Genomic DNA, 22,743 nt, shown 5'->3' on the forward strand with positions numbered 1-22,743 from the left:
CCGGCCCCTGACAAGGGACCGGGCCTACGGTGTCGTACGACTGCGACCTAGTCGAGGTAGTCGCGCAGCACCTGCGAACGCGACGGGTGACGCAGCTTCGACATGGTCTTCGACTCGATCTGGCGGATGCGCTCGCGCGTGACGCCGTACACCTTGCCGATCTCGTCGAGGGTCTTCGGCTGACCGTCGGTGAGACCGAAGCGCATCGAGACGACGCCCGCCTCACGCTCGGACAGGGTGTCGAGGACCGAGTGCAGCTGCTCCTGGAGGAGCGTGAAGCTGACCGCGTCAGCCGGGACGACGGCCTCGGAGTCCTCGATGAGGTCACCGAACTCGCTGTCTCCGTCCTCGCCCAGCGGGGTGTGCAGCGAGATGGGCTCACGGCCGTACTTCTGGACCTCGATGACCTTCTCAGGGGTCATGTCGAGTTCCTTGGCCAGCTCCTCCGGGGTGGGCTCGCGGCCCAGGTCCTGGAGCATCTGGCGCTGCACGCGCGCGAGCTTGTTGATGACCTCGACCATGTGCACCGGGATACGGATGGTGCGGGCCTGGTCGGCCATCGCGCGGGTGATCGCCTGGCGGATCCACCAGGTGGCGTACGTGGAGAACTTGTAGCCCTTGGTGTAGTCGAACTTCTCGACCGCGCGGATCAGACCGAGGTTGCCCTCCTGGATGAGGTCCAGGAACAGCATGCCGCGGCCGGTGTAGCGCTTGGCCAGGGAGACCACCAGTCGGAGGTTGGCCTCCAGGAGGTGGTTCTTGGCGCGGCGACCGTCCTCGGCGATGATCTCCAGCTCGCGCTTGAGCTTCGGGGCGAGCTTGTCGGCGTTGGCCAGCTTGTCCTCGGCGAACAGACCGGCCTCGATGCGCTTGGCGAGCTCGACCTCCTGCTCGGCGTTGAGCAGCGGGACCTTGCCGATCTGCTTGAGGTAGTCCTTGACCGGGTCGGCGGTGGCACCGGCAACGGCGACCTGCTGGGCCGGCGCGTCGTCCTCGTCGTCGTCGGAGAGGACGAAGCCCTTGTTCTCGGCCCCCTCCTCTTCCTCTTCACCGGGCTTGATCTCTTCGAGGACCTCGTCCTCGGCGACCTCGGCGTCGTCCTTGCCGGCGGTCGTCTTCTTGGCCGCCGTCTTCTTGGCGACCGTCTTCTTGGCGACCGCCTTCTTCGCGGTCGTCGTCTTCTTGGCTGCGGCCTTCTTCACGGGCGCCTCGTCCTCGACGGAGGATTCGGCGGCAGGCGTCGCCGGGGTGGCGGTGGCGGTGGCCTTCTTCGTGGTCACCGTCTTCGCCGCGACCGTCTTGGTGGCGGTGCGCTTGGCCGGACTCTTCGCTGCGACGCTCTTTCGGGTGCGCTTGGGCTCCGCGGCACTGACCATCAGCGTCACACCCTCTTCCTCGAGGATCTGGTTGAGGCTGCGCAGTACGTTCTTCCACTGAGTGGCCGGAATCTGGTCAGCTTCGAAGGCCCGACGCACGTCGTCGCCGGCGATCTGCCCCTCAGCCTTTCCCCGCTCAATGAGAGCCATGACAGAGACGGACTCGGCGATCTCCGGCGGGAGCGTACGGGATGTGCTGGCCGACACGAACAACCTCTCGGAACGTTGGAAAACGGCTTCCGGCCCCGTCCACGGCGGACAGGAGCCGACCACCGGCCTTGGAGTGGCCGACGGCGCGGGCGGGAGGCCGGGAAGATGCACAGCGCCTGAAACGGCGTCCGTATTCCCTCCGCGGCTGTCACCTCTTAGGTCATCGCACTGTTCCCGCGAGCGTTACGCCCAATCCGCGTGGCCCGAGTCACACCCCGTAAGCAACCAAAAACGGTCAGACGTGGACAGACAAGGTCACCGGACCGTCGCGACCAGCAGTTCCCGGGGTGCCGTCACCGCGCCGCGCCGGTCGGACCCCGCAGGATCCCAGGGGGACCTGCGGGGTCCGACGGAGGCGGTTCGGCGGCCGAACGACGCGAATGGAGGAGGACATCCTCCGCCGCACTGCCCGCGGTGTGCGGTCAGTGCTCGCGCGGCGCGGGCACCACGCGCTCCACCTCGGGATGGACTGCGAGCAGTTGGCGCATGGCCGCTTCGGCAGCCGCACCGTCGCCCGCGGCGAGGGCGTCGGCGATCCGGCCGTGGTGGGCGAGCGACGACTCGTTCGGTCGGTCACAGCCGGTGACCGGGCCGCCGGAGACCTGAAGGGCAGCGGAGACGATCCCGGAAAGATGCTCCAGCATACGGTTGCCCGCGAGCTGGATGAGCAGGGAATGGAACTCGGCGTCGGCACGGGAGAAGGTGAGCGCGTCACCCTGGCTCATGGCGTGCCCCATGATCTCGACCATGTCGCCGAGGCGCTGCTGGACATCCGCACGGCCGTGCCCCGCGGCCAGGCGCGCGGCGAGCGGCTCGATCGTCCAGCGCAGTTCGCTCAGCTCACGGCGCTGGTCGTCGCGCTGCGGCCCGAAGGCCCGCCACTCGATGATGTCCGGGTCCAGGAGGTTCCAGTCACTGACGGGACGCACGCGCGTGCCGACGTTCGGGCGGGCGCTGACCAGGCCCTTGGCCTCCAGGACGCGGAGCGACTCACGGACGACGGTACGGGAGACCTCGAAACGCTGGCCGATCTCCTCGGGGACCAGCGGCCGGTCGGCCCCCAGGTCACCGGAGACGATCATCTGGCCCAGCTGCTGGACAAGTTGGCCGTGCAGTCCGCGCCCGCGGCTGCCTGCGGCCCGTCGGCCCACGCGGCCCAGTTCCGGGTCCGAGCCGTCCCAGATGGAGGCTCCGACACGGCCTGCGGCCGGGGCCTCGGCGTAGGGGTAGCGGTCGAGTTCGCCCGGGCCGGCCAGACCGGAATCGGCGGAGCGGGCGGCGGTCATCATGGTGTGCGCAAGGGTACTCACGGATCCTTTGTCGGCGTCGCCTCCAACTCCCTTGAGGTCTTTGGTGAAAAGCACACGAAAGGGTGATCGCTCACGCCGTCGCAATTGACGCCTTATCGGAAAGAAATGCGCTTCCATCGGGAAATTGTGCGCAGCTCGGGACCGGAAGCGCACGGAAGGTCATCATCGGACCCTGCTCCGCAGGGCCGTGAGCAGATATGCGCACAGCAGGGCGGTCAGCGACAACGTCAGTGCGCCGCCCACGGGTTGGGCGACCACACGCACCACTCCGGCCACGTAGCGCTCTCCGCCGAAGGGCCACTGCAACAGGAGAACCTCGCGCATCCGAGCGGGAAGTCCCGCCGCCGCCCGCACGGACCCCCCGTCCAGCGCTTTCCGCACGAGAGGTACGACGAGAATGGGCACGGAAACCACCGCGGCGAGCCCGGCCGTGGTGGACCGGAAGATGCCGGCGGCCAGAACACCTGCCCAGGCGCACCCGACCATGAGTCCGATCCAACTCACGCTGAGCGACAACCAGTCGGCCGGAACCTCCGTGAGCTCCCGTCCGTAGACGAGATAGAGCACTTGGGCGTCGCAGCCCACCGCGAGAAAGGCAAGCGCCAGCGCGGTGACGGCGGCGACGACGAGTTTCGCGGTGAGCAGCCCCAGTCGGCGGGGGACGGTGCCGCGGTCCGCGGCCAGGGCAGGATGGCGGAACTCGTCACCGAACGCGAGCGCGCCGAGCAGCCCGGCCCCGAGCGCCGCCGGGGGCAGCGGCAGCTCCCTCGGCCATGCGGCGAGCAGACGCGCCTGTGGAGTGTGACCGAGCCGCGCCAGGAATACGGCGGTGAGGGCGGACGTGACGAGTACGGCGACGCCTGTGAGGAACCCGGTGCCGATCCCAGCCGCGCGGCGCAGTTCGTAACGCAGGGGGCGCAGGGGACTGGGGGCGGACCTGACGGAGATCGGGGGCGGGAGGGGGGGCAGGGGGGCGGGGGCCCTGGAGGCTGTGGTGGAGCTCAGAGCGCCGTGACCACTTACCTCAGCCGCGCCGCTGTGGGTGTCCCGACTGCTGTGGGGCACCTGTTCGCCATGCGCTTTCGGAGCTGCGGGCACTACCCGGGCACCGCGCATGCGTGAGCCGCTCTGCGATGCGAAGTCGTCGTGCGCAGCCGGACCGCTTTGCATGTCCGGCACCGCAACCCCTACAGCCCCGTCACCGAGGAGCTCGCCGGTCCCCGGCCCCGTGGCCCCCGCCCGCGGGCCCTGGGCGGCTTCTGCCGCCTCGCCGGGAAGGGGACCCGCACCAGGGCCCATGTCCCCGATCTCGTCGGCGAGTTGGTGGACGAGAACACCGTGACGGAAAGCCGTCTCGCCGACGTCGGCACATGTACTGCCGTACACGGACAGACGGTTGCCGCCTTCCCGGACGACTTCGACGGAGCGGTGCGCCGTGCGGGCCTCCTTGGCGAGCAGCGCGGCGAGGCGGGCGGCGTGGGGGGTACGGACGGCGACACGGGGGCGGAGTCTGGTGCGGGCGAACTCCGCGGCCTCCTGGTCCGCGACGAGTCGGCCTTGTTCGAGGGTGATGACGTGATCTGCGGCGCGCGCGGCCTCTTTGGGCTCGGACGTGGTGAACAGGACCGAGCCTCCCTGGGCGGCGTGCGCTCGCAGCATGCCGTGCAGCCAGTGACGCTCGCGCGTGGAGAGCCCGTCGGCGGGGTCGTCCAGGACGAGTGTGTGGGGGTCCGGCAACAGGGCGCAGGCCAGGCCCAGGCGGCGGTCCATGCCGCGCGACAGGGTGCCGAGCCGCTCGTCGCGCAGGCTGACGAGGCCCACCGCTTCGAGCACGTCGTCGGCGCGCCGGACCGGGACGCCGGCCGCGGCGCACAGCATGCGCAGATGGCCGCGGACCGTGCGCGCGGGATGGCCCGGCACGTCGCCCATGAGTACGCCGACCTCGCGCGAGGGATGCGCGATGCGATGCAGCGGGCGGCCCCGGAAGTAGGTGAGGCCACGGCCCTGTTGGAGTTCGAGCATCAGTCTGAGCACCGTCGTCTTGCCCGCGGCCGTCGCTCCGAGAAGCGCGGTGACGCCGCCCGCACGGGCCTCGAAGGACACATCGTCGACCGCGGGCGGGAGGTCCTTGCGGGAGTTGCTGGTCAGTCCGAAGGCCTGGATCACCCGTAGCAAGATAGCGCGTTATGTCCGGTTTTCGATGCTGTCACACTTCGGGGCGCAGCATCGGCGGGTTGAGAAGTGTGGCACCGCCGGCCCGGAAGAGCTGGGCAGGGCGGCCGCCCTGTCGCGTGGTGGTGCCGCCGGTGGGGACCAGGAAGCCCGGGGTGCCCGTCACCTTGCGGTGGAAGTTGCGCGGGTCCAGAGCCACGCCCCACACCGCCTCGTAGACGCGCCGCAGCTCGCCCACGGTGAATTCGGGCGGGCAGAACGCGGTGGCCAGCGACGAGTACTCGATCTTCGAGCGGGCGCGCTCCACTCCGTCCGACAGGATCTGCGCATGGTCGAAGGCGAGCGGCGCGACCGGTTCCCCGTCTCGTCCGTAACCGCCCTGCTGCAACAGCTCCTCGACGGGCGCCCACCGCGCGTTGCTGGCGTCACCGCCTGCCCGTGGGGCGGGCAGGTCGGGGGCGAGGGCGAGGTGTGCGACGCTCACCACGCGCATTCGGGGATCGCGCTTGGGGTCGCCGTAGGTCGCGAGCTGTTCCAGGTGTGCTCCGTTGTCCTGGACGGGGACGGCCGGGTCATGGGCGCGCAGCCCGGTCTCCTCGGCCAGCTCACGGGCCGCGGCCTGCGCCAGGTCCTCGTCGGCCCGTACGAAACCGCCGGGAAGTGCCCAGCGCCCCTGGAACGGCGGCTCACCCCTGCGCACCGCGAGCGCACACAGGGCGTGTCGGCGCACGGTCAGTACGACCAGGTCCACGGTGACGGCGAAGGGCGGAAAGGCTGACGGGTCGTAGGGCATGCGGCGATCATAGTCGTCTGCCTGACGATAAACACTCCTTTCGTCGGCCGCATCAGTAGCTGATCCACTCCGGCTCCGAGCAGGTCCGGTGCCCTGCTCCCGGCCCTTTCCGGAGGGAGTGTCGTCCGAGGTCACGACCTCAGTTGCAGCCCCCCGGCGGCCTCTTCGACCATGGCGAGCCCGAGTCGGCTGACCCGTACCGAGAACGGGGCTCCCGCGACCCTCAGTCCGGTCAGACCGATCTCACCGAGAGGCGCACTGCGCATGGGGCGCAGTGTGACCGTCCCCGCCGGGGCGTCGGGACGGATTCCCGCGAGGGCGCTCAGCAGCAGGACTCCCGCGGCCGCTGACGTGGCCGCCGGACGGCAGGCCGCCGGGTGGGGAAGGGGAGCGTTCCCGTCGGTGCGCTGCTCACCGCGTACATCTCGGGAAGCCGGTGGCCGAAGGTCTCAGCCGCCGCCAGCAAACCTCGCAGGCGCGAGCCGGCCTCCCTTTCGTACCCGGCGGCGGCCAGGCCTGCGACGGCGATCGCCGTCTTGTGGACGCGTACCGCACCGGTGCGATGGCCGAACGGGTTGTATCCCGCCTCTTTCACACCCAGTCCGCGCAGCCCCCAGCCCGAGTCCATGACCGGGCTTCCGAGCAACCGGGCTAGCTGCTCGGTCTGTGCCCTGTCGAGCAGGCCGGGTGCCTGTTCACCCCCGCCCAGCAGGCCGGTGTCCAGGAGACGGACGGCTGCGGCACCGAGCTCCGGAACCGCCACCCTGCGACGCAAGCGAGACCACCCGCGTGCGACACACTTCCAGTGGTCGCTCATCCCTCCTCCTCGGTGGCACCCCCGGGCCGTGTGCCCTCGGGTCGGCGTACGTCGCCCTTGCCCGTGGTGCGGCGGACGGCACCGGGACGCGTACTGCGGGCCGGTCGAGAGCACGGGCGGGATTCCTCCACGAAGGGCTGTCGCCCGTCCGCTTCCGCGGCATACGGACGGGCCTCGGGGCGAGTGCCGGGACGCACACGCTTACGTCGGCGGGAGGCGGTGGCGGGCGGTGGCGCCGGCAGAGAGCGGTCGGAACCGGACGGACACGGCGGCAGCGCATCTTCGGCGCGGGACGGGGATGCGGACGGCATGTCGTCGCGCTTGCCGGGCACAGGCTTGCCGGCCATGCCCCCGTCGGAACCGGGCTGGGTTGCCACCTGACCAGGAACGGGCGTGTTCGGCCGCATCAGGCCGTCGGTCGTCTCCACATCGTCCACTTCTGTGGGCGGAACGATCTCCGCCCGCGCGCGTGCCTCGCGCCCCTCGCGTTCCGCGCGCAGGCAGCGGCGAATGGATTCCGGGTCCAGTCCCTCGTTGCAGGCTTGGTGCAGGAGCCGGGCGAAGAGGTAGCCGGGATCCGCACCCAGGGCCATGGCCAGTGCTTCCCTGGCCTCGATCTCGTCGCCCGCGGCCCACGCGACCCATCCGGCGAGGGTGAGCGGCGCCGCCGCATGCTCGCCGTAGGGTCCGACGCAGCGGCGGGCCAATGCGCGCCACAGGCGCAGTGCCGGTCCGGCCTCCTCGGCCTCCATCCACTCGGCCGCGCGGTCCCGGGTCGTGCGGTCCTGCAGGCCGAGGATGAGTTCCGCCGCTTCTTCGTGCCCCAGCAGTTCGTCGTCTCGCAGGTCGGCCTGGAGCGCGCCCGACACGGGCGCTGCCTCGGCGAAGCGTGCCATCGTCCGCCTGGCCAGGCGCACCGTCTCCTCGGCCACCTCCGCCCGGCCCGTCTGGTCGAGCATCCTCGGGACCAGGGCCATACCTGCGGTGTCCAGGGCGACTTCCTGTTCCAGCGCGGCCGCGGTCTCCCAGGGCTGCAGCCTGGCCCGCAACTCGCGCAGTGTGCCGCGCACCTGTAGTCCGGCGTACGTGGCCGCCGCGGCGAGCACCGAGGTGCCGGGCAGACCCATCGGAAGTCCCTCAACGGGGCAGCATTCCTCGCTCGGGCAACAGTACGACCAGTAGCGGCCGTCAGAGATGCACAACGCCTCGATCACAGGAACGTCGAGCCGGCCGCACTCCATGCGCAGCAGCGCGGCGAGCGGGGCGAGCCGCTCCGTGATCTGCCTGCCGGTCTCACCGGCCGCGGGTTCCTGGCAGAGGTAGGCGACCATCTGCTCGGGGCGGGCGCCCCGGCGTTCGCTGCCGGTGATCAGTCCATGGGCCAACTGCCGGGCCACAGCGGCCCAGTCGTCCTTGCTGGCGGGAATGCCGAGGCGGGCTCGCCCGCCGAACCGGCCGCGGCCGCCCCGGTCGTGCAGGGCGACCAGAACGATGCTGTCCTCGGGCCGGTACCCGAGCAGGTAGGGCAGCGCGTCGGCCAGTTCGCCCGGGGTCCTCAGGGTGACCTGGTGTTCGGCGCCATGGGCGTCGAATCCGACGCGGTCGTTGATCCCCGAGCCGTCGTTGTTGCGTCCGTCGCCGTCCCGTCCGCCGTTGTTGCCGTTTGCGGCGGGTCCGGTCGTTTCGCTGTGATTCGTCATGCGCAGACGATCTCGCGGATCGCGACGTTCCGTTTGACCCTGTGGATAAGTCCGATCAGGGCCACGACAAGACCATCCCAGCGTCCACAGCCCGGCCGCCGCGAGGCCCCGCTGTCGGAGGCGTCCTGTTGTATGGAGGCATGACGCACACGAGCAAGACGGAGTTGCGCGAGGCTGCCGACGGGATCCTCGTCCGGCTCGTCGGGGACGGCACCGGATCGGCCCGCCTGCGCGAAGACCAGTGGCGGGCGATCGAGGCGCTGGTCGCCGACAAGCGACGGGCCCTGGTCGTGCAGCGCACGGGGTGGGGCAAGTCCGCGGTGTATTTCGTGGCGACGGCCCTGCTGCGCGAGCGCGGTGCCGGGCCGACCGTGATCGTCTCTCCGCTGCTCGCGCTCATGCGCAACCAGGTCGAGGCCGCCGCCCGAGCCGGCATCCACGCCCGGACCATCAACTCCTCCAACCCCGAGGAGTGGGAGACCATCCGAGCCGAGGTCGCCGCGGGCACCGTGGACGTGCTGCTCGTGAGCCCCGAGCGGCTCAACAACCCGGACTTCCGCGACAACGTCCTGCCGGAACTGTCTGCCGCCACCGGCCTCCTCGTCGTCGACGAGGCGCACTGCATCTCCGACTGGGGCCATGACTTCCGCCCCGACTACCGCCGTCTGCGCACCATGCTCACCGATCTGCCTCCCGGGGTGCCTGTGCTGGCCACCACCGCCACGGCCAACGCCCGGGTCACCGCCGACGTGGCGGAGCAGTTGGGCACCGGCACCGGCTCGGACGCACTGGTCCTGCGCGGCCCGCTCGACCGTGAGAGCCTCAGCCTCGGCGTGCTCCAGCTCCCCGACGCCGCCCACCGGCTGGCCTGGCTCGCCGATCACCTGGACGACCTGCCGGGTTCCGGGATCATCTACACACTGACGGTCGCCGCCGCTGAGGAGATCACCGCCTTCCTGCGGCAGTGCGGGCACACCGTCGCCTCATACACGGGAAAGACGGAGAACGCCGAACGCCAGCAGGCCGAAGAAGCCCTCCTCGCGAACAAGGTCAAGGCGCTGGTGGCCACCTCCGCGCTCGGCATGGGGTTCGACAAACCCGACCTCGGCTTCGTCGTCCACGTCGGTTCGCCGTCCTCCCCCATCGCCTACTACCAGCAAGTCGGCCGCGCCGGACGCGGCGTGGAGCACGCCGAGGTGCTGCTGCTGCCCGGCCGCGAGGACGAGGCGATCTGGTCGTACTTCGCCTCGGTCGCGTTCCCACCCGAAGAATCCGTACGGCGCACCCTCGACGCCCTCGACCGAGCGGACCGGCCGCTGTCACTGCCCGCGCTCGAACCGCTGGTGGAGCTCAACCGCACCCGCTTGGAGATCATGCTCAAGGTGCTGGACGTGGACGGTGCGGTCCACCGGGTCAAGGGCGGCTGGATCGCCACCGGAGCGCCCTGGTCGTACGACGCGGAGCGCTACGCCTGGGTCGCCAAGCAGCGCGCCACCGAGCAGCAGGCCATGCGCGACTACGCCACCACCACGGGCTGTCGTATGGAGTTCCTGAGGCGGCAGCTGGACGACGAGGAGGCCGCCTCCTGCGGCCGCTGCGACAACTGCGCCGGACCCCGCTTCACCGCCGACATCTCCTCGGCCGCCCTGGACACGGCGGGCGGCTCACTCGCCCGCGCCGGTGTCGTCGTGGAGCCCCGCCGAATGTGGCCCACAGGCCTCCCGGCCATCGGCGTCGACCTCAAGGGCCGCATTCCGCCCGGCGAACAGGCCTCGCCGGGCCGGGCGCTCGGGCGGATGTCGGACATCGGCTGGGGCAACCGTCTCCGCCCGCTGCTCGCACCCCGGACTCCGGACGCTCCCGCCCCCGACGACGTAGCGAACGCCGTCGTGACCGTGCTGGCCGACTGGGCCAAGTCGCCCGACGGTTGGGCGTCCGGCGCCCCGGACGCGCCGGCCCGCCCTGTCGGGGTGGTCACCATTCCCTCGCGCAGCCGGCCCCAGTTGGTCACATCCCTCGGGAGCCGAATCTCCGCCGTCGGCCGCATCCCGTTCCTGGGATCCCTCGCGTACACGGACCACTCCGACGACCTCCTGCTGCCCCGCTCCAACAGCGCCCAGCGCCTGCGGGCCCTGCACGGATCGATCACCGTGCCTCCGCCCCTGCGAGAGGCGCTGCAGGCAGCCGGGGGCCCCGTCCTGCTCGTCGACGACATGACCGAGACCGGCTGGACCCTCGCGGTCGCCGCCCGGCTGCTGTTGCGGTCAGGCGCCCAGGGGGTGTTGCCTCTGGTGCTGGCCGTCCGTGGCTGAGCAGACACCGGAGGCGACAGCACGGGTCTCGAACGGCCGGGCTCGGAGGTCCCCTGGCATCGCCGGTCAAACACTGGGTAGGGATATAAGCCACGAACCGTCAGATTCGTGTCGGTGGACCCAATTGCTCGTTGCCGCAACCAAGTTCGACAGGAAGAATTGAGGTCCGCTCCCCGCACGGCCCGTCCGTTGACCGGTAGGGCTCTGCTGCGGTGCGCGCTCCCCCGAATCCGACCCCGCCCGCCGTATGGGCGCGTAGCCGAAGGGAGGACCGTGACCTTCGGATTCGCTCCGTCCTCCGCGGCGTCCACGTCGTCAACCGACCTGTCCGCCGCATCCGCCAACCCTCTGGCCCGTCTGCTCGAACCCGCCGAGTGGGCCGAGGCCGGCATCCCGCTGCTGCGCAATCCGCGCGAGGTCGTCAGCGGGCTGCACTCCCGGCACCGTCCCAAACCGGCGACCGCGATCGTGGCGGTCCTCGACCCGGACGAACGACTGCGGGCGAGCGCCTCGTTCACGCGCCGTCCGGCACCGGCCGACGGCTGGATGTTCCGGAACACGCTGCTTGCCCAGCTGCGCCGGGTGATCCCGCACGACCTGCGGCGCCGCACCCCTGTGCGCACCGCAGTGCTGCTCTACTGCCGTGAGGGCGACGCGCGTTGGACCGAGGAGGACGGCGCGTGGATGTGGGGTCTGCGTGACGCCTGCACTTTGCACGGGCTGCGCTGCGGGGCGTACATCACGCTGACGCGCGACGGTTGGCAGGTGCTCGGCGAGGGACGCGGCGGACGCCGGCCGAACGCGGACTCCGCGCCGGAGCCGTTCGCCACGTCCGAGTCACCACCCCTGCTGCCACGCACCGGCGGCGCCGCCTCGGAGGTCCTGCGCCGCGTGGCGGCTCGCTGAGGGCTGAGCGGCGAGACCGGCCCGGTCGCCGTTCTTCGGCCGTACGTCCCGGACGTACGGCCCACGACGTCATGGCGCACCGGGCGCACGCGTTCCTGGCACCGGCATGGCGCCTTTCGCGAGGGGACACCCGCTCGGACGCGTGCATGCCGAAGGACTCACTGTGCAGGTGCCGCGCATGCGGCACCTTTCATCACCCCGACGTCCCTCCGGACGTACCGGAACCGGCTCAGACGCCGGCGCCCAGTACCGAGTTGATCTGCTGCGGGTCGCCGCAGACGATCAGCAGCGCGCCGGCCCGGGCGTGCGCCAGAGGCAGTGCCTCGGCGGCAGCGGCGGCGGAACCGCCGTTGACGGCGACCACGACCACCGGACGGGACGCGGCACGCGAGACCGCCGTGGCGTCCGCGTAGAACACGTCGTCACCGGCGTCGTGCTGCGCCCAGTAGGAGGCTTCACCGAAGGACAGCTCGTGGGCGGCCCACGGATGGTGTTCGCCAGTGGTGATCACCAGCACTTCACCGGGGGCGCGGCCCGACTCCAGCAGGAGGTCCACGGCTTCCTCGGCGGCGTCGAGCGCACCGGTGGCCGAGGACGGGATGAGCTGGATCTGCGGGGCGGCCGAAGCTGAAGCCGGGGCCAGAGTCGCGGCGGCGGTGGCAGGGACAGCGGGGCCCGGCACTCCGGGCTTGGCCACGGCGACGTCGTGCGGCGTCCGCTGCACCGGCGGCGCGGGCCGCAGCGGGCCGGGGCGACCGGGGCGCGGCGGAGCCGCGGGGCGTGGACCGGGTACGGGACGAGGGGTCGGCGCGGTGCGGCCACTGGCCGGAGTGGCGCGGGGACCCTGGGCACTCTCGTGAATCTGAGGCTCCTCGGGAATGAGAGGCATGGGCTGATTTTTATCAAACGTTGGTGCGGCTCGCGTCAGCGGGTGGCACATCAGTGCGAGCGGAATCGTCAGAAGTCGAAGCCGAGCTGGCCCTCGATTTCCGGAACGCTTCCATCCGCCCAGCTGCGGGCCTTCTTGAGGTGCCGCCACTGTGGCAGCGCATCAAGATACGCCCACGACAACCGGTGAAACGGGGTGGGGCCCCGAACCTCCAGCGCGGCCTTGTGCACGGGCGACGGATACCCGGCGTTGGCCGCGAAACCGAAGTCTGCATGGTCGATACCCAGTTCGGCCATCATTTTGTCGCGCTGAACCTTGGCGATCACCGAGGCCGCCGCGACCGCCACACAGGATTGGTCGCCCTTGATCACGGTCCGGACATTCCAGGGCGCTCCGAGATAGTTGTGCTTCCCGTCGAGGATCACCGCGTCCGGCCGGACCGGGAGTGCCTCCAGGGCGCGCACGGCGGCGATCCGCAGGGCGGCCGTCATCCCCAGGTCGTCGATCTCTTCGTGACTCGCGTGTCCCAGGGCGTACGACGTCACCCACGTCCGCAGTACCTCTGCGAGTTCGGTACGGCGTTTGACGCTGAGCAGCTTGGAGTCGGTGAGGCCTTGGGGCGGTCGGCGCAGTCCGGTGACGGCCGCGCAGACGGTGACGGGGCCGGCCCAGGCACCCCGCCCCACCTCGTCGACACCAGCAATGATCTTCGCTCCGGTCGTGGCGCGGAGGGAGCGCTCGACGGTGTGAGTAGGTGGTTCGTACGGCATGGCGCCCTTAGCCTACGCCGCCCGGATCACCCGGCGACACCCGGTTTCCCCGGACGGCGTCCGGACGTCCACGATCAGCGCTCACAGTCCGGTCGACCGCAGCAGCGGCAGCAGGAACTGGTCGATCATCTCTTCGACATCCCGATCGCCCCATTCGCTACCGCGCATCTTGGAGCGGTACATCATCATGGCGGGGATGGCATCGAAGACATAGTCGTTCGCCGCGTCAGGACGCACCTCACCCCGCTCTATTCCGCGGGTGATGATCTCGCGAAGCAGCCTGACACTCGGCTCAACGACCCCGTTGAAGATCACGGCACGGAAGCGTTCAGCCTGAGCCTGGTCGCATTCGTGAATGACTGAGCGCAGCGCGAAACCCGGCCGCGAGAACATCGCTTCGCGCGCCTGACGGCACAGTTCGAGCAAGTCCTCACGCACACCACCAAGGTCGGGCGCCTCCTCGAAACGCGGCAGTCCGGCCCGAAGGGCGTCGGCGACCAGGTCCTCCTTGGAGGGCCAGCGGCGATAAACCGCGGCCTTGCCGGTCTGGGCTCCGGCGGCGACACCTTCCATCGTGAGGCCGTTCCAGCCGACCGTGCTGAGCTGTTCCAGCGCGGCGTCGAGGATCGCACGCTCCAGCACGGCGCCGCGCCGACGGAGGGAGGCCGCCTGAGCGGGGGCGGCCGTCCAGCGCGAGGTAACCATCTGAGTGACTCCAGCGAGCAGGGAAGCGGGGAATTCGGGGAGGGACGGGACAACGCGCGGCGACACAGGGGGACACGCCACGCGCCAACAAACTTAAGTGAACGCTTGCGTTCACTACTGGGGACTCACTACCGTTGACGCGACAGTGAACGCGACCGTTCACTAAAGCGCTTGTGGGGGACCCATGGTGACAACCTCTCAGTTGATCAAGGATCAGAAACCAGGTGCGGCCCGCCGGGAAGGGCGACCCGGCATCGCGCTCGCCGTCATCGCGGCCTGCCAACTCATGGTGGTACTCGACGCGACGATTGTGAACATCGCGCTGCCGCACATTCAAGACGCTCTCAAGTTCAGCACCACCGACCTCACATGGGTCGTCAGCGCCTACACACTCACCTTCGGCGGCCTGCTCCTTCTGGGCGGCCGCGCGGGTGACATTCTCGGGCGCCGCCGGGTCTTCATGACCGGCATCCTGCTGTTCACCTTCGCGTCGCTGCTCGGCGGACTCGCCCAGGAGCCCTGGCAGCTGTTGGCCGCCCGCGTCCTGCAGGGCGTGGGCGGCGCGATCGCGTCGCCCACCTCCCTGGCGCTGATCACCACCACGTTCCCCGAAGGGCCCGAGCGCAACCGGGCCTTCGGCGTCTTCGCCGCCGTCTCCGCGGGCGGTGGTGCCATAGGCCTGCTGGCGGGAGGCATGCTCACCGAGTGGCTCGACTGGCGATGGGTGCTCTTCGTCAACGTGCCGATCGGCGTGCTGATCGCGGTACTCACCCCGCTGTACATCAGCGAGTCCGAGCGCCACAGCGGCCGCTTCGACATCGCGGGCGCCCTGACCTCCACAGGGGGCATGGCCCTGCTCGTCTACGGTTTCATCCGCGCCGCCGACGAGGGCTGGCGCGACAGCCTGACCATCGGGTCCTTCGGCATCGCCGTGGTGCTCCTGCTCGCCTTCGCGTTCATCGAGTCGCGCGCCAAGGAGCCGATCACCCCTCTGCGGATGTTCGCCGACCGAAATCGCTCGGGCACGTACGTGATCATGCTGAGTCTCGCTGCCGCGATGTTCGGCATGTTCTTCTACATCGTGCTCTTCGTCCAGAACGTGCTGGACTACAGCCCGATCCAGGCCGGTCTCGCCTTCCTGCCCGTGACGGTCGTGATCGCACTGGGGGCAGGCCTGTCGCAGCGGTTCCTGCCGGTGCTCGGCCCCAAGCCGTTCATGCTCACGGGGTCGGCACTCGCGGTGACCGGGCTCGCCTGGCAGGCACTCATCAGCTCCGACAGCTCTTACGTCGGTGGAGTTCTCGGCCCCATGCTGATCTTCGGCTTCGGTATGGGCCTGAACTTCGTGACGCTGACGATCACCGCGGTCTCCGGCGTCGCCCAGCATGAGGCCGGCGCGGCCTCCGGGCTGCTCAACGCCACGCAGCAGGTGGGCGGTTCGCTCGGTCTGTCCATCCTGACGACCGTGTTCGGGTCGGCCAGCAAGGACGAGGCCGAGAAGCAGCTGCCGCATTTCATGGCCGACGGTTCGGCGGAGCAGAAGGCGGAGTTCGCCAAGACGCACCAGCTGCCCGCCCCGTGGGGACACGAGGTACTCGCCCAGGGCATCTCGTCGGGCTTCGTGGCGGCCGCCTCGATGGCCGCACTCGCCCTGGCCAGCGCCTGGTTGGTGATCAAGGTCCGCAAGAGTGACCTGGAGGCGCTCGCCGGTACGGCGGGTCCGGGCCTCGGCTGAGGGAGCCGGGCTCACGATGAGCGGCGGATGGCCGGGACGGCTCCGGGGGAGCGACGGCGAGGACGAGAGTCCGGCCATCCGCACGAGAAGTACCGTCCCCAGCAAGGCGAACACCGCCCACCACCCCATGGCCACACCCCCGTGCCTCGCACGCGTCATCTGCCTGCACCGGCCCATCCGTCACAGGACAACTGTCACGACAACGAGCGGCCGGTTACACAGAGTTCCCGGCATGTACGGAGAGTTCTCGGCGATGTAGCCGGGGGCCAGGCGTGGGGCTTTCAGCCCGGCACCCGCAGCCACTCCGGAAACGTCTCGGTCCGTTGCACCCACTCGGCGGGCGGCGTCCCTGCCTTCCCCCCGGCGATCACACCTCCCACGATGGCGCAGGTCGTGTCCACGTCACCGCCCACCTGGGCGGTTGTCCAGAACGCCTCCTCGTAGTCGCCCAGGGACCGGGCGGCTGACCAGAGCGCGAACGGCACGGTGTCATGGGCCGTCGTCCGGCGCCCGCAGCCCAGCACGGCCGCGACGGTCGAGGCGTCGCCGTAGTCGAGCATGTCGCGTGCCCGTCTCAGCCCCGCGCCGACGGCACTCTTCGGGACGAGAGCGATGACGCCGTCGAGAAACGGCCCTGGGCTGGGCGGACCACCGGGGGCGGCAGCCAGCGCGGCGGCCGCGGCGACGGCCATGGCGCCGACCACGGCCTCACGGTGCTGATGCGTGGGATACGCCGAGATCTCGGCCTGGTGGGTCGCCTGCTCCGGGTCGTCCGCGTAGAAGGCTCCGAGGGGCGGGATGCGCATCGCGGCGCCGTTGCCCCAGGAACCCTGCCCGTTGAAGAGGGCCGCGGCGAGCTCACGCCAGTCGCCGCCCTCGCGGACCAGCCGCAGCAGACGGTTGACGGCGGGGCCGTAGCCCCGATCGAAATCGTGGTGTTCGGCGAAGGACTGGGCCAGGGCGTCCTGGTCGACGCGGTGGTGGGCGGCCAGGACGGCCACCACCGAGCAGGCCATCTCGGTGTCGTCCGTCCACTGCCAGTGACCAGGCGGCAGCTCGCGGTTCTTCAGCAGGGGGTAGTTCACCGGCACGAAGAACTGCGAGCCCAGCGCGTCCCCCACGGCCAGGCCACGCAGACTGGCCAGAGCGCGACTCAGGCGCCCGTCGGTTGTGGAGTCAGCGGTCATCGGTCTGCCACTCTAATCGGTGATCCCGTACGGTTCCGGCTCTCGCCAGCGCCCGAAGGGCCGGTCAAGGGCGTACTTGTCGTCGTCCCCGAGAACGAGCATCCGCATCTCCGCGTTCCCCGGGTTCGACAGTGACTCGAATTCCGCGACCGTCCAGTGGAACCAGCGCATGCAGAACAGTCGCATGGCGAGGCCGTGCGTCACGATCAGGACGTTCGGAGGGTGGTCGGGCGCCTCGAAGCTGCGGAACAGGCTCTCCAGGAAGCCACCCACGCGGTCGTACACGTCGGCCCCGGACTCACCCTGGGCGAACCGGTAGAAGAAGTGCCCGTAGGCGTCCCGGTACGCCTTCTGGAGACGTACGTCGTCGCGGTCCTGCCAGTTTCCCCAGTCCTGCTCCCGCAGTCGGGGTTCCTCGCGGACGCGTATGAGTTCGGGGTCCAGGTGGAAAGCGCGGAGTGTCTCGTGCGTACGGCGGTAGGGAGAGACGTACACACTGACGCGTTCGCGGCCCAGCTCCTCTCGCAACCGTTTACCGGTCTCCTCCGCCTGCCGCCAGCCCCGTTCCGTCAGGGCCAGGGCGTGGTCGGGCTCGCGTTCATACACGGTGTCATCAACATTGCCCGTTGACTCCCCGTGCCGGACAAGGACGATTCGCCGTGGTCGTGCCATGCCAAGACCCTAGATCGGGTGAGGGCGTATCGAGCACTCGTACGGGCTCCATACGGCGTAGGTCACACATTTCCCGCACCATCGGCCGCGCAGAGGCGCACGAATGGTAAGTCCGGATTTCAAACCGTCCAGGCCGGTTCAAGGTCCAGGATATCGCCTGTCAGGGCGGCGACGTCGGCGTCGGTCTGTGCGCGCAGCGCGAGCCGTTCCACTCGTTCGGTGCGGTACTTGCCGTGCTCGGCGGCCGACCGCCACATCGAGAGCACCAGGAACTCGTGTCCTGGGGCCTCCCCGAACAGACCACGGATCATGCCCGGCGAGCCGGCCATCGCCGGGTTCCAGACCTTTTCCTGCATGAGCGTGAAGTGCTCCGCACGCTCCTCGTGGACGCGGCAGTGGGCGAACCGCACCAGGTCGGCGTCGGTGAAGCGGGGTTCGAAGCCCGTCTTCACGTCGAAGCGGTAGTCGAACAGCTTGACCTGGATGTCCTTGAACGTGCCTGACTGGGCCGCCGCGAGCCGGTCATGGGAACGGGCCATGAAGGAGTCGTAGAAGGAACGGCTCTCCCAGAAGGAGAAGATGTGCGCCACGCCCTGCCGCCCCCGGCTCCAGCCTCCGCCCTGTCCCCGAAACCCCGGCTCTCCGAGAAGCCCCGCCCACTTTCGCTGCCCCCGCTCGAAGCCGCGGCGGTCCACCACGGTGCAGCGAATCCACTTGACCAGCACCGCGCCATGGTAAGGCCACAGAGCGTGGCGCCGGTCACGCTCGGCGGCAGAGGTGACGCTCAAGTGACACACGCGCGTGGCAGGATGGACAACCGGTCTTACCTGACTGGCAGTTCGGGCCGTGGGCACAGGGGGAAGGGGAAATCCGGTGAGCGGCATCAACAAGGGGATCCGCAAGGTCGAGGTCGCGCTCAAGTGGGATCCGAGTCCGGCGGGGCAGCCGGCCACCGACCTGGACATCGTCGCCGCGACCTACGTGGCGGGCGATCCGTACGGCGATCCCGCCTATGTGGTGCACTTCGACAGCCGTTCCCCCGACGGCACCATCTATCTCAACCGGGACAGCAAGGACGGCAAGGGCTTCGGCTGGGACGAGGTCATGACCCTCGAACTCGACCGGCTGGACGCCCGGTACACGCGCGTGGTCGTCGGCACCGTCATACAGCAGCGTTCCGCACCGCGCACCTTCGTCGGCGTGATCAACCCGGGTCTGCGCATCCGTGAGGGCTACACGGTCCTGGCCGAGGACGACTTCGGCGGCGTCCTCGGCGCTACGGCCGCGAAGGTCGCGGAGTTCGTACGTCAGGAATCCGGCACCTGGGACTTCCACCCCGGGATCAACGGCTTCGAGGACGACCCCGCGACGTTCACCCGGAGCATGGGCCGGGCGTGACGGGTCAGCCGACGGTCCAGTCCGGGACCGTCGGCAGCACCGTCTCGGCGACGCGGAACAACGCGAGGTCATCGGGCACGACGTCGTCCTGACGCCATATGGAGACCTCGTAGAAGCCACCGCCGTCCTTGGTGTCCTTGGCGACCAGCAGGCTGCGGGCGATGCCGCCGGGACCGGTGTCGACCTTGCCGCCACCGAGGTTGAAGTTGAGGGCGATGGTCCGGTCCGAGTAGAGGACCGCCGGGTGGCCGCCTATCGTCCTGTGCTGCGCCGAACTCCCCAGGAAGCCGGCCATCTCGGCCACCGGGATGTCGTCGTCGGACGTCGAGAGTTTCACGGAGTAGGTGGACAGCTGGATCTCCGCCTCGGGTGTGACGGTCTTGGTTCCGTCGGCCCAGGTGCCCACGCTCTCGTTGCCGCTGGCGTTCATCGCGTACTCGGTCGGCGTGCCGAGCAGTGTGGGCAGGTCCGCACGGTTCAGCGCCGTGCACAACTGCACCCCGGATACCGGCTTCGACGGCCGGGCGTCATCAGACGTGTCGCACACGGCCGGTTCGGGATCGCTGGACTTTTGCTGAAAGGTCCCTGACAACAGGAGAGCCGCAAGGCCCCCGACCACCACCAGTGCAGCGACAGCCTGGCCCCACTCACTCGGGCCCTTCTCGGGCTGCCTCACTCTCTCTGCGGCATCGGCAATCTGCTGCTCAGCCATGTTCCCCGTATCCCCCACCCTGCTGTTCGCGCCGGTCGTGCGCTGGGGGAGCCTAACGTGTGATCGTCTCGTGGAGAAACGGAAAAGCCAAAGGCGGTGCAGTCGATGTCCGACTGCACCGCCCCGGGCCGACTTACATCAGCTGCAGCCGCTGGTCGAGCCGCAGCCCTCGCAGATGTAGCAGGAACCGGCCCGCTGCATCTTCGTACCGCAGGAGAAGCACAGCGGGGCGTCGGCCTGGATGCCCAGCTGCATCTCCACCAGCTCGGCGCTGGTGTGGGCCTGCTGCGGAGCGGGCTTGGCCGCCTCCACCTCGGCCTTCGGCGTGACGACCGCCTTCAGCTCCTGGGCGCGCGGCGCCGACTGGGCCAGGCCCTCGACGTCGACCTCTTCCTCGGTCGGCTCGTAGGAGCCGGTCTCGAGGTGGCGCTGACGCTCCTCGGCGGAGTGGATGCCGAGCGCGGAACGCGTCTCGAAGGGCAGGAAGTCGAGCGCCAGGCGGCGGAAGATGTAGTCGACGATCGACTGCGCCATCCGCACGTCCGGGTCGTCCGTCATGCCGGCCGGCTCGAAGCGCATGTTGGTGAACTTCGAGACGTAGGTCTCCAGCGGCACGCCGTACTGGAGGCCCACCGAGACGGCGATGGAGAAGGCGTCCATCATGCCCGCGAGGGTGGAACCCTGCTTGGACATCTTCAGAAAGACCTCGCCGAGACCGTCGTCCGGGTAGGAGTTGGCGGTCATGTACCCCTCGGCGCCACCGACCGTGAAGGAGGTCGTGATGCCGGGACGGCCCTTGGGCAGACGCTTGCGGACCGGACGGTACTCGACAACCTTCTCGACCGCCGCGCGGATGGTCTCCTCGGCCTTCTCCGTGACCTCGGCCTTCTCCTTCTCCTTGGTCTTGGCGGAGAGGGGCTGGCCGACCTTGCAGTTGTCGCGGTAGATGGCGAGCGCCTTGACGCCCATCTTCCAGGCCTCGAAGTAGACCTCTTCGACGTCCTCGACGGTCGCCGTCTCCGGCAGGTTGACCGTCTTGGAGAGCGCGCCGGAGATCCAGGGCTGGATCGCGGCCATCATGCGGACGTGGCCCATCGCGGAGATGGAGCGCTCGCCCATGGCGCAGTCGAAGACCTCGTAGTGCTCGTGCTTGAGGCCGGGGGCGTCGATCACATTGCCGTTCTCGGCGATGTGGGCGACGATCGCCTCGATCTGCTCCTCCTGGTAGCCCATGCGACGCAGGGCCTGCGGGACGGTGCCGTTGACGATCTGCATCGAGCCGCCGCCGACGAGCTTCTTGAACTTGACCAGGGCAAGGTCGGGCTCAAGGCCGGTGGTGTCGCAGGACATCGCGAGACCGATGGTGCCGGTCGGGGCGATGACGGACGCCTGGGAGTTACGGAAACCGTTCTTCTCACCGAGACGCAGCACGTCCTGCCAGGCCTCCGTGGCCGCGGCCCAGATCGGCGAGTCCAGGTCGTCCATGCGGACGGCCTTGCCGTTCTCGTCGGAGTGCTGCTTCATGACACGCAGGTGCGGCTGCGCGTTGCGGGCGTAGCCGTCGTACGGGCCGACGACCGCGGCGAGTTCGGCGGAACGCTTGTATGACGTGCCGGTCATCAGGGAGGTGATGGACCCGGCGAGAGCGCGGCCGCCGTCGGAGTCGTACGCGTGGCCGGTAGCCATCAGCAGGGCGCCGAGGTTGGCGTAGCCGATGCCGAGCTGGCGGAACGCGCGCGTGTTCTCACCGATCTTCTGCGTCGGGAAGTCCGCGAAGCAGATGGAGATGTCCATCGCGGTGATGACGAGCTCGACGACCTTCGCGAAGCGCTCGACATCGAAGGACTGGTGGCCCTTGCCGTCGTCCTTCAAGAACTTCATCAGGTTCAGCGAGGCGAGGTTGCAGGACGTGTTGTCCAGGTGCATGTACTCGCTGCAGGGGTTCGAGCCGTTGATACGGCCGGACTCCGGGCAGGTGTGCCAGGCGTTGATGGTGTCGTCGTACTGGATGCCGGGATCGGCACAGGCCCAGGCCGCCTCGGCCATCTTGCGGAAGAGCGACTTGGCGTCGACCTCCTCGATGACCTCACCGGTCATACGGGACGTCAGGCCGAACTTGCCGCCCGTCTCGACGGCCTTCATGAACGTGTCGTTCACGCGGACCGAGTTGTTGGCGTTCTGGTACTGGACGGACGTGATGTCGTCGCCGCCCAGGTCCATGTCGAAGCCCGCGTCACGCAGGGCGCGGATCTTCTCCTCTTCCTTCACCTTGGTCTCGATGAAGCCCTCGATGTCGGGGTGGTCGACGTCGAGGATGACCATCTTGGCGGCGCGGCGCGTGGCGCCACCCGACTTGATCGTTCCTGCGGAGGCGTCGGCGCCACGCATGAAGGAGACCGGACCGGAGGCGTTGCCGCCCGAGGACAGCAGCTCCTTGGAGGAGCGGATACGGGAGAGGTTCAGGCCGGCACCGGAGCCGCCCTTGAAGATCATGCCCTCTTCCTTGTACCAGTCGAGGATCGACTCCATGGAGTCGTCGACGGCCAGGATGAAGCAGGCCGAGACCTGCTGCGGCTGGGGCGTACCGACGTTGAACCACACCGGGCTGTTGAAGCTGAAGATCTGGTGCAGGAGGGCGTACGCCAGCTCGTGCTCGAAGATCTCCGCGTCGGCGGGCGAGGCGAAGTACTTGTAGTCCTCGCCGGCCTTCCGGTACGTCTTCACGATGCGGTCGATGAGCTGCTTGAGGCTCACCTCGCGCTGGGGGGTGCCGACGGCACCGCGGAAGTACTTGCTGGTGACGATGTTGACCGCGTTCACCGACCAGAAGTCGGGGAACTCGACGCCACGCTGCTCGAAGTTGACCGAGCCGTCGCGCCAGTTGGTCATGACGACGTCACGGCGCTCCCAGGCCACCTCGTCGTACGGGTGCACGCCGGGGGTGGTGTGGATGCGCTCGATACGCAGGCCCTTGTTCGCTGCCGCCTTGGTGCCCTTGGCGCGGGAACTCCGTGCCGGACCGCTCGCCGTCTCTGTCATGCCGCCTCCCTGTACGGGCGAAAACGCCCTGAAGTGCCCC

Annotated in this window: 17 protein-coding genes and 1 pseudogene; 4 read left to right on the forward strand and 14 right to left on the reverse strand. The window is 69.4% G+C overall.

Annotation, left to right across the window (positions count from 1 at the left end; all coding sequences use genetic code 11):
* Positions 1-47: 47 nt before the first annotated feature.
* The 6 genes and pseudogenes from OG841_RS13150 to OG841_RS13175 all read right to left on the reverse strand — a co-directional run bounded on the left by OG841_RS13150 (position 48) and on the right by OG841_RS13175 (position 8,378).
* Positions 48-1,583, reverse strand: a complete 1,536-nt coding sequence (locus OG841_RS13150; protein ID WP_371565338.1) for an RNA polymerase sigma factor — start codon at positions 1,581-1,583, stop codon at positions 48-50.
* Between the two features lie 425 nt (positions 1,584-2,008).
* The gene (locus OG841_RS13155; protein WP_079072383.1) at positions 2,009-2,896 is read right to left on the reverse strand and encodes a FadR/GntR family transcriptional regulator; all 888 of its coding nucleotides are present in this window, start codon (positions 2,894-2,896) and stop codon (positions 2,009-2,011) included.
* 162 nt (positions 2,897-3,058) lie between these two features.
* Positions 3,059-5,062, reverse strand: coding sequence for an ABC transporter ATP-binding protein (locus OG841_RS13160; protein WP_371565343.1), 2,004 nt, complete (start codon positions 5,060-5,062; stop codon positions 3,059-3,061).
* A 40-nt stretch (positions 5,063-5,102) separates the two neighbouring features.
* Positions 5,103-5,861 (reverse strand): NUDIX hydrolase, encoded by a 759-nt coding sequence (locus OG841_RS13165; RefSeq protein ID WP_030326766.1) that lies wholly within the window; start codon positions 5,859-5,861, stop codon positions 5,103-5,105.
* A 131-nt stretch (positions 5,862-5,992) separates the two neighbouring features.
* Positions 5,993-6,618: pseudogene (locus tag OG841_RS13170) on the reverse strand (glycogen debranching N-terminal domain-containing protein); the annotation flags it as partial.
* A gap of 56 nt (positions 6,619-6,674) precedes the next feature.
* Positions 6,675-8,378 (reverse strand): DUF4192 domain-containing protein, encoded by a 1,704-nt coding sequence (locus OG841_RS13175; protein WP_371565347.1) that lies wholly within the window; start codon positions 8,376-8,378, stop codon positions 6,675-6,677.
* Positions 8,379-8,518: 140 nt separating this feature from the next.
* Here OG841_RS13175 and OG841_RS13180 point away from each other — a divergent pair, with 140 nt between their 5' ends.
* Complete coding sequence (locus OG841_RS13180) at positions 8,519-10,690, forward strand: RecQ family ATP-dependent DNA helicase (RefSeq protein ID WP_328641302.1); 2,172 nt, start codon at positions 8,519-8,521, stop codon at positions 10,688-10,690.
* 273 nt (positions 10,691-10,963) lie between these two features.
* Positions 10,964-11,596, forward strand: a complete 633-nt coding sequence (locus tag OG841_RS13185; protein WP_306975458.1) for a hypothetical protein — start codon at positions 10,964-10,966, stop codon at positions 11,594-11,596.
* Positions 11,597-11,825: 229 nt separating this feature from the next.
* Here OG841_RS13185 and OG841_RS13190 read toward each other — a convergent pair whose 3' ends face one another.
* The 3 genes from OG841_RS13190 to OG841_RS13200 all read right to left on the reverse strand — a co-directional run bounded on the left by OG841_RS13190 (position 11,826) and on the right by OG841_RS13200 (position 13,960).
* Positions 11,826-12,485 (reverse strand): hypothetical protein, encoded by a 660-nt coding sequence (locus tag OG841_RS13190; protein WP_328641301.1) that lies wholly within the window; start codon positions 12,483-12,485, stop codon positions 11,826-11,828.
* A 68-nt stretch (positions 12,486-12,553) separates the two neighbouring features.
* On the reverse strand, positions 12,554-13,255 hold the full coding sequence (locus OG841_RS13195; RefSeq protein ID WP_328641300.1) for a ribonuclease HII: 702 nt from the start codon (positions 13,253-13,255) through the stop codon (positions 12,554-12,556).
* A gap of 81 nt (positions 13,256-13,336) precedes the next feature.
* On the reverse strand, positions 13,337-13,960 hold the full coding sequence (locus tag OG841_RS13200) for a TetR/AcrR family transcriptional regulator (RefSeq protein ID WP_328641299.1): 624 nt from the start codon (positions 13,958-13,960) through the stop codon (positions 13,337-13,339).
* Positions 13,961-14,147: 187 nt separating this feature from the next.
* Between OG841_RS13200 and OG841_RS13205 the strand changes: the two genes are divergently transcribed.
* A complete protein-coding gene (locus OG841_RS13205) occupies positions 14,148-15,695 on the forward strand; it encodes an MFS transporter (RefSeq protein WP_371570684.1) in 1,548 nt (515 codons plus the stop codon).
* Positions 15,696-15,976: 281 nt separating this feature from the next.
* On the opposite strand, the gene OG841_RS13210 is transcribed toward OG841_RS13205, so the two are convergent.
* From OG841_RS13210 to OG841_RS13220, 3 genes are all read right to left on the reverse strand, one after another.
* Entirely contained in the window at positions 15,977-16,882 is a 906-nt protein-coding gene (locus OG841_RS13210) for an ADP-ribosylglycohydrolase family protein (protein ID WP_328641298.1), read from the reverse strand.
* A gap of 12 nt (positions 16,883-16,894) precedes the next feature.
* On the reverse strand, positions 16,895-17,554 hold the full coding sequence (locus tag OG841_RS13215; RefSeq protein ID WP_328641297.1) for a histidine phosphatase family protein: 660 nt from the start codon (positions 17,552-17,554) through the stop codon (positions 16,895-16,897).
* A 119-nt stretch (positions 17,555-17,673) separates the two neighbouring features.
* The gene (locus tag OG841_RS13220) at positions 17,674-18,279 is read right to left on the reverse strand and encodes a YdbC family protein (protein ID WP_328641296.1); all 606 of its coding nucleotides are present in this window, start codon (positions 18,277-18,279) and stop codon (positions 17,674-17,676) included.
* Positions 18,280-18,427: 148 nt separating this feature from the next.
* Between OG841_RS13220 and OG841_RS13225 the strand changes: the two genes are divergently transcribed.
* The gene (locus tag OG841_RS13225) at positions 18,428-18,952 is read left to right on the forward strand and encodes a TerD family protein (RefSeq protein ID WP_328641295.1); all 525 of its coding nucleotides are present in this window, start codon (positions 18,428-18,430) and stop codon (positions 18,950-18,952) included.
* 4 nt (positions 18,953-18,956) lie between these two features.
* On the opposite strand, the gene OG841_RS13230 is transcribed toward OG841_RS13225, so the two are convergent.
* The gene (locus tag OG841_RS13230; RefSeq protein ID WP_328641294.1) at positions 18,957-19,664 is read right to left on the reverse strand and encodes a DUF6215 domain-containing protein; all 708 of its coding nucleotides are present in this window, start codon (positions 19,662-19,664) and stop codon (positions 18,957-18,959) included.
* A 138-nt stretch (positions 19,665-19,802) separates the two neighbouring features.
* On the reverse strand, positions 19,803-22,703 hold the full coding sequence (locus OG841_RS13235) for a vitamin B12-dependent ribonucleotide reductase (protein ID WP_328641293.1): 2,901 nt from the start codon (positions 22,701-22,703) through the stop codon (positions 19,803-19,805).
* Between the last annotated feature and the right edge of the window lie 40 nt (positions 22,704-22,743).

Source organism: Streptomyces canus (assembly GCF_041435015.1).
GTDB classification, from domain to species: domain Bacteria; phylum Actinomycetota; class Actinomycetes; order Streptomycetales; family Streptomycetaceae; genus Streptomyces; species Streptomyces canus_G.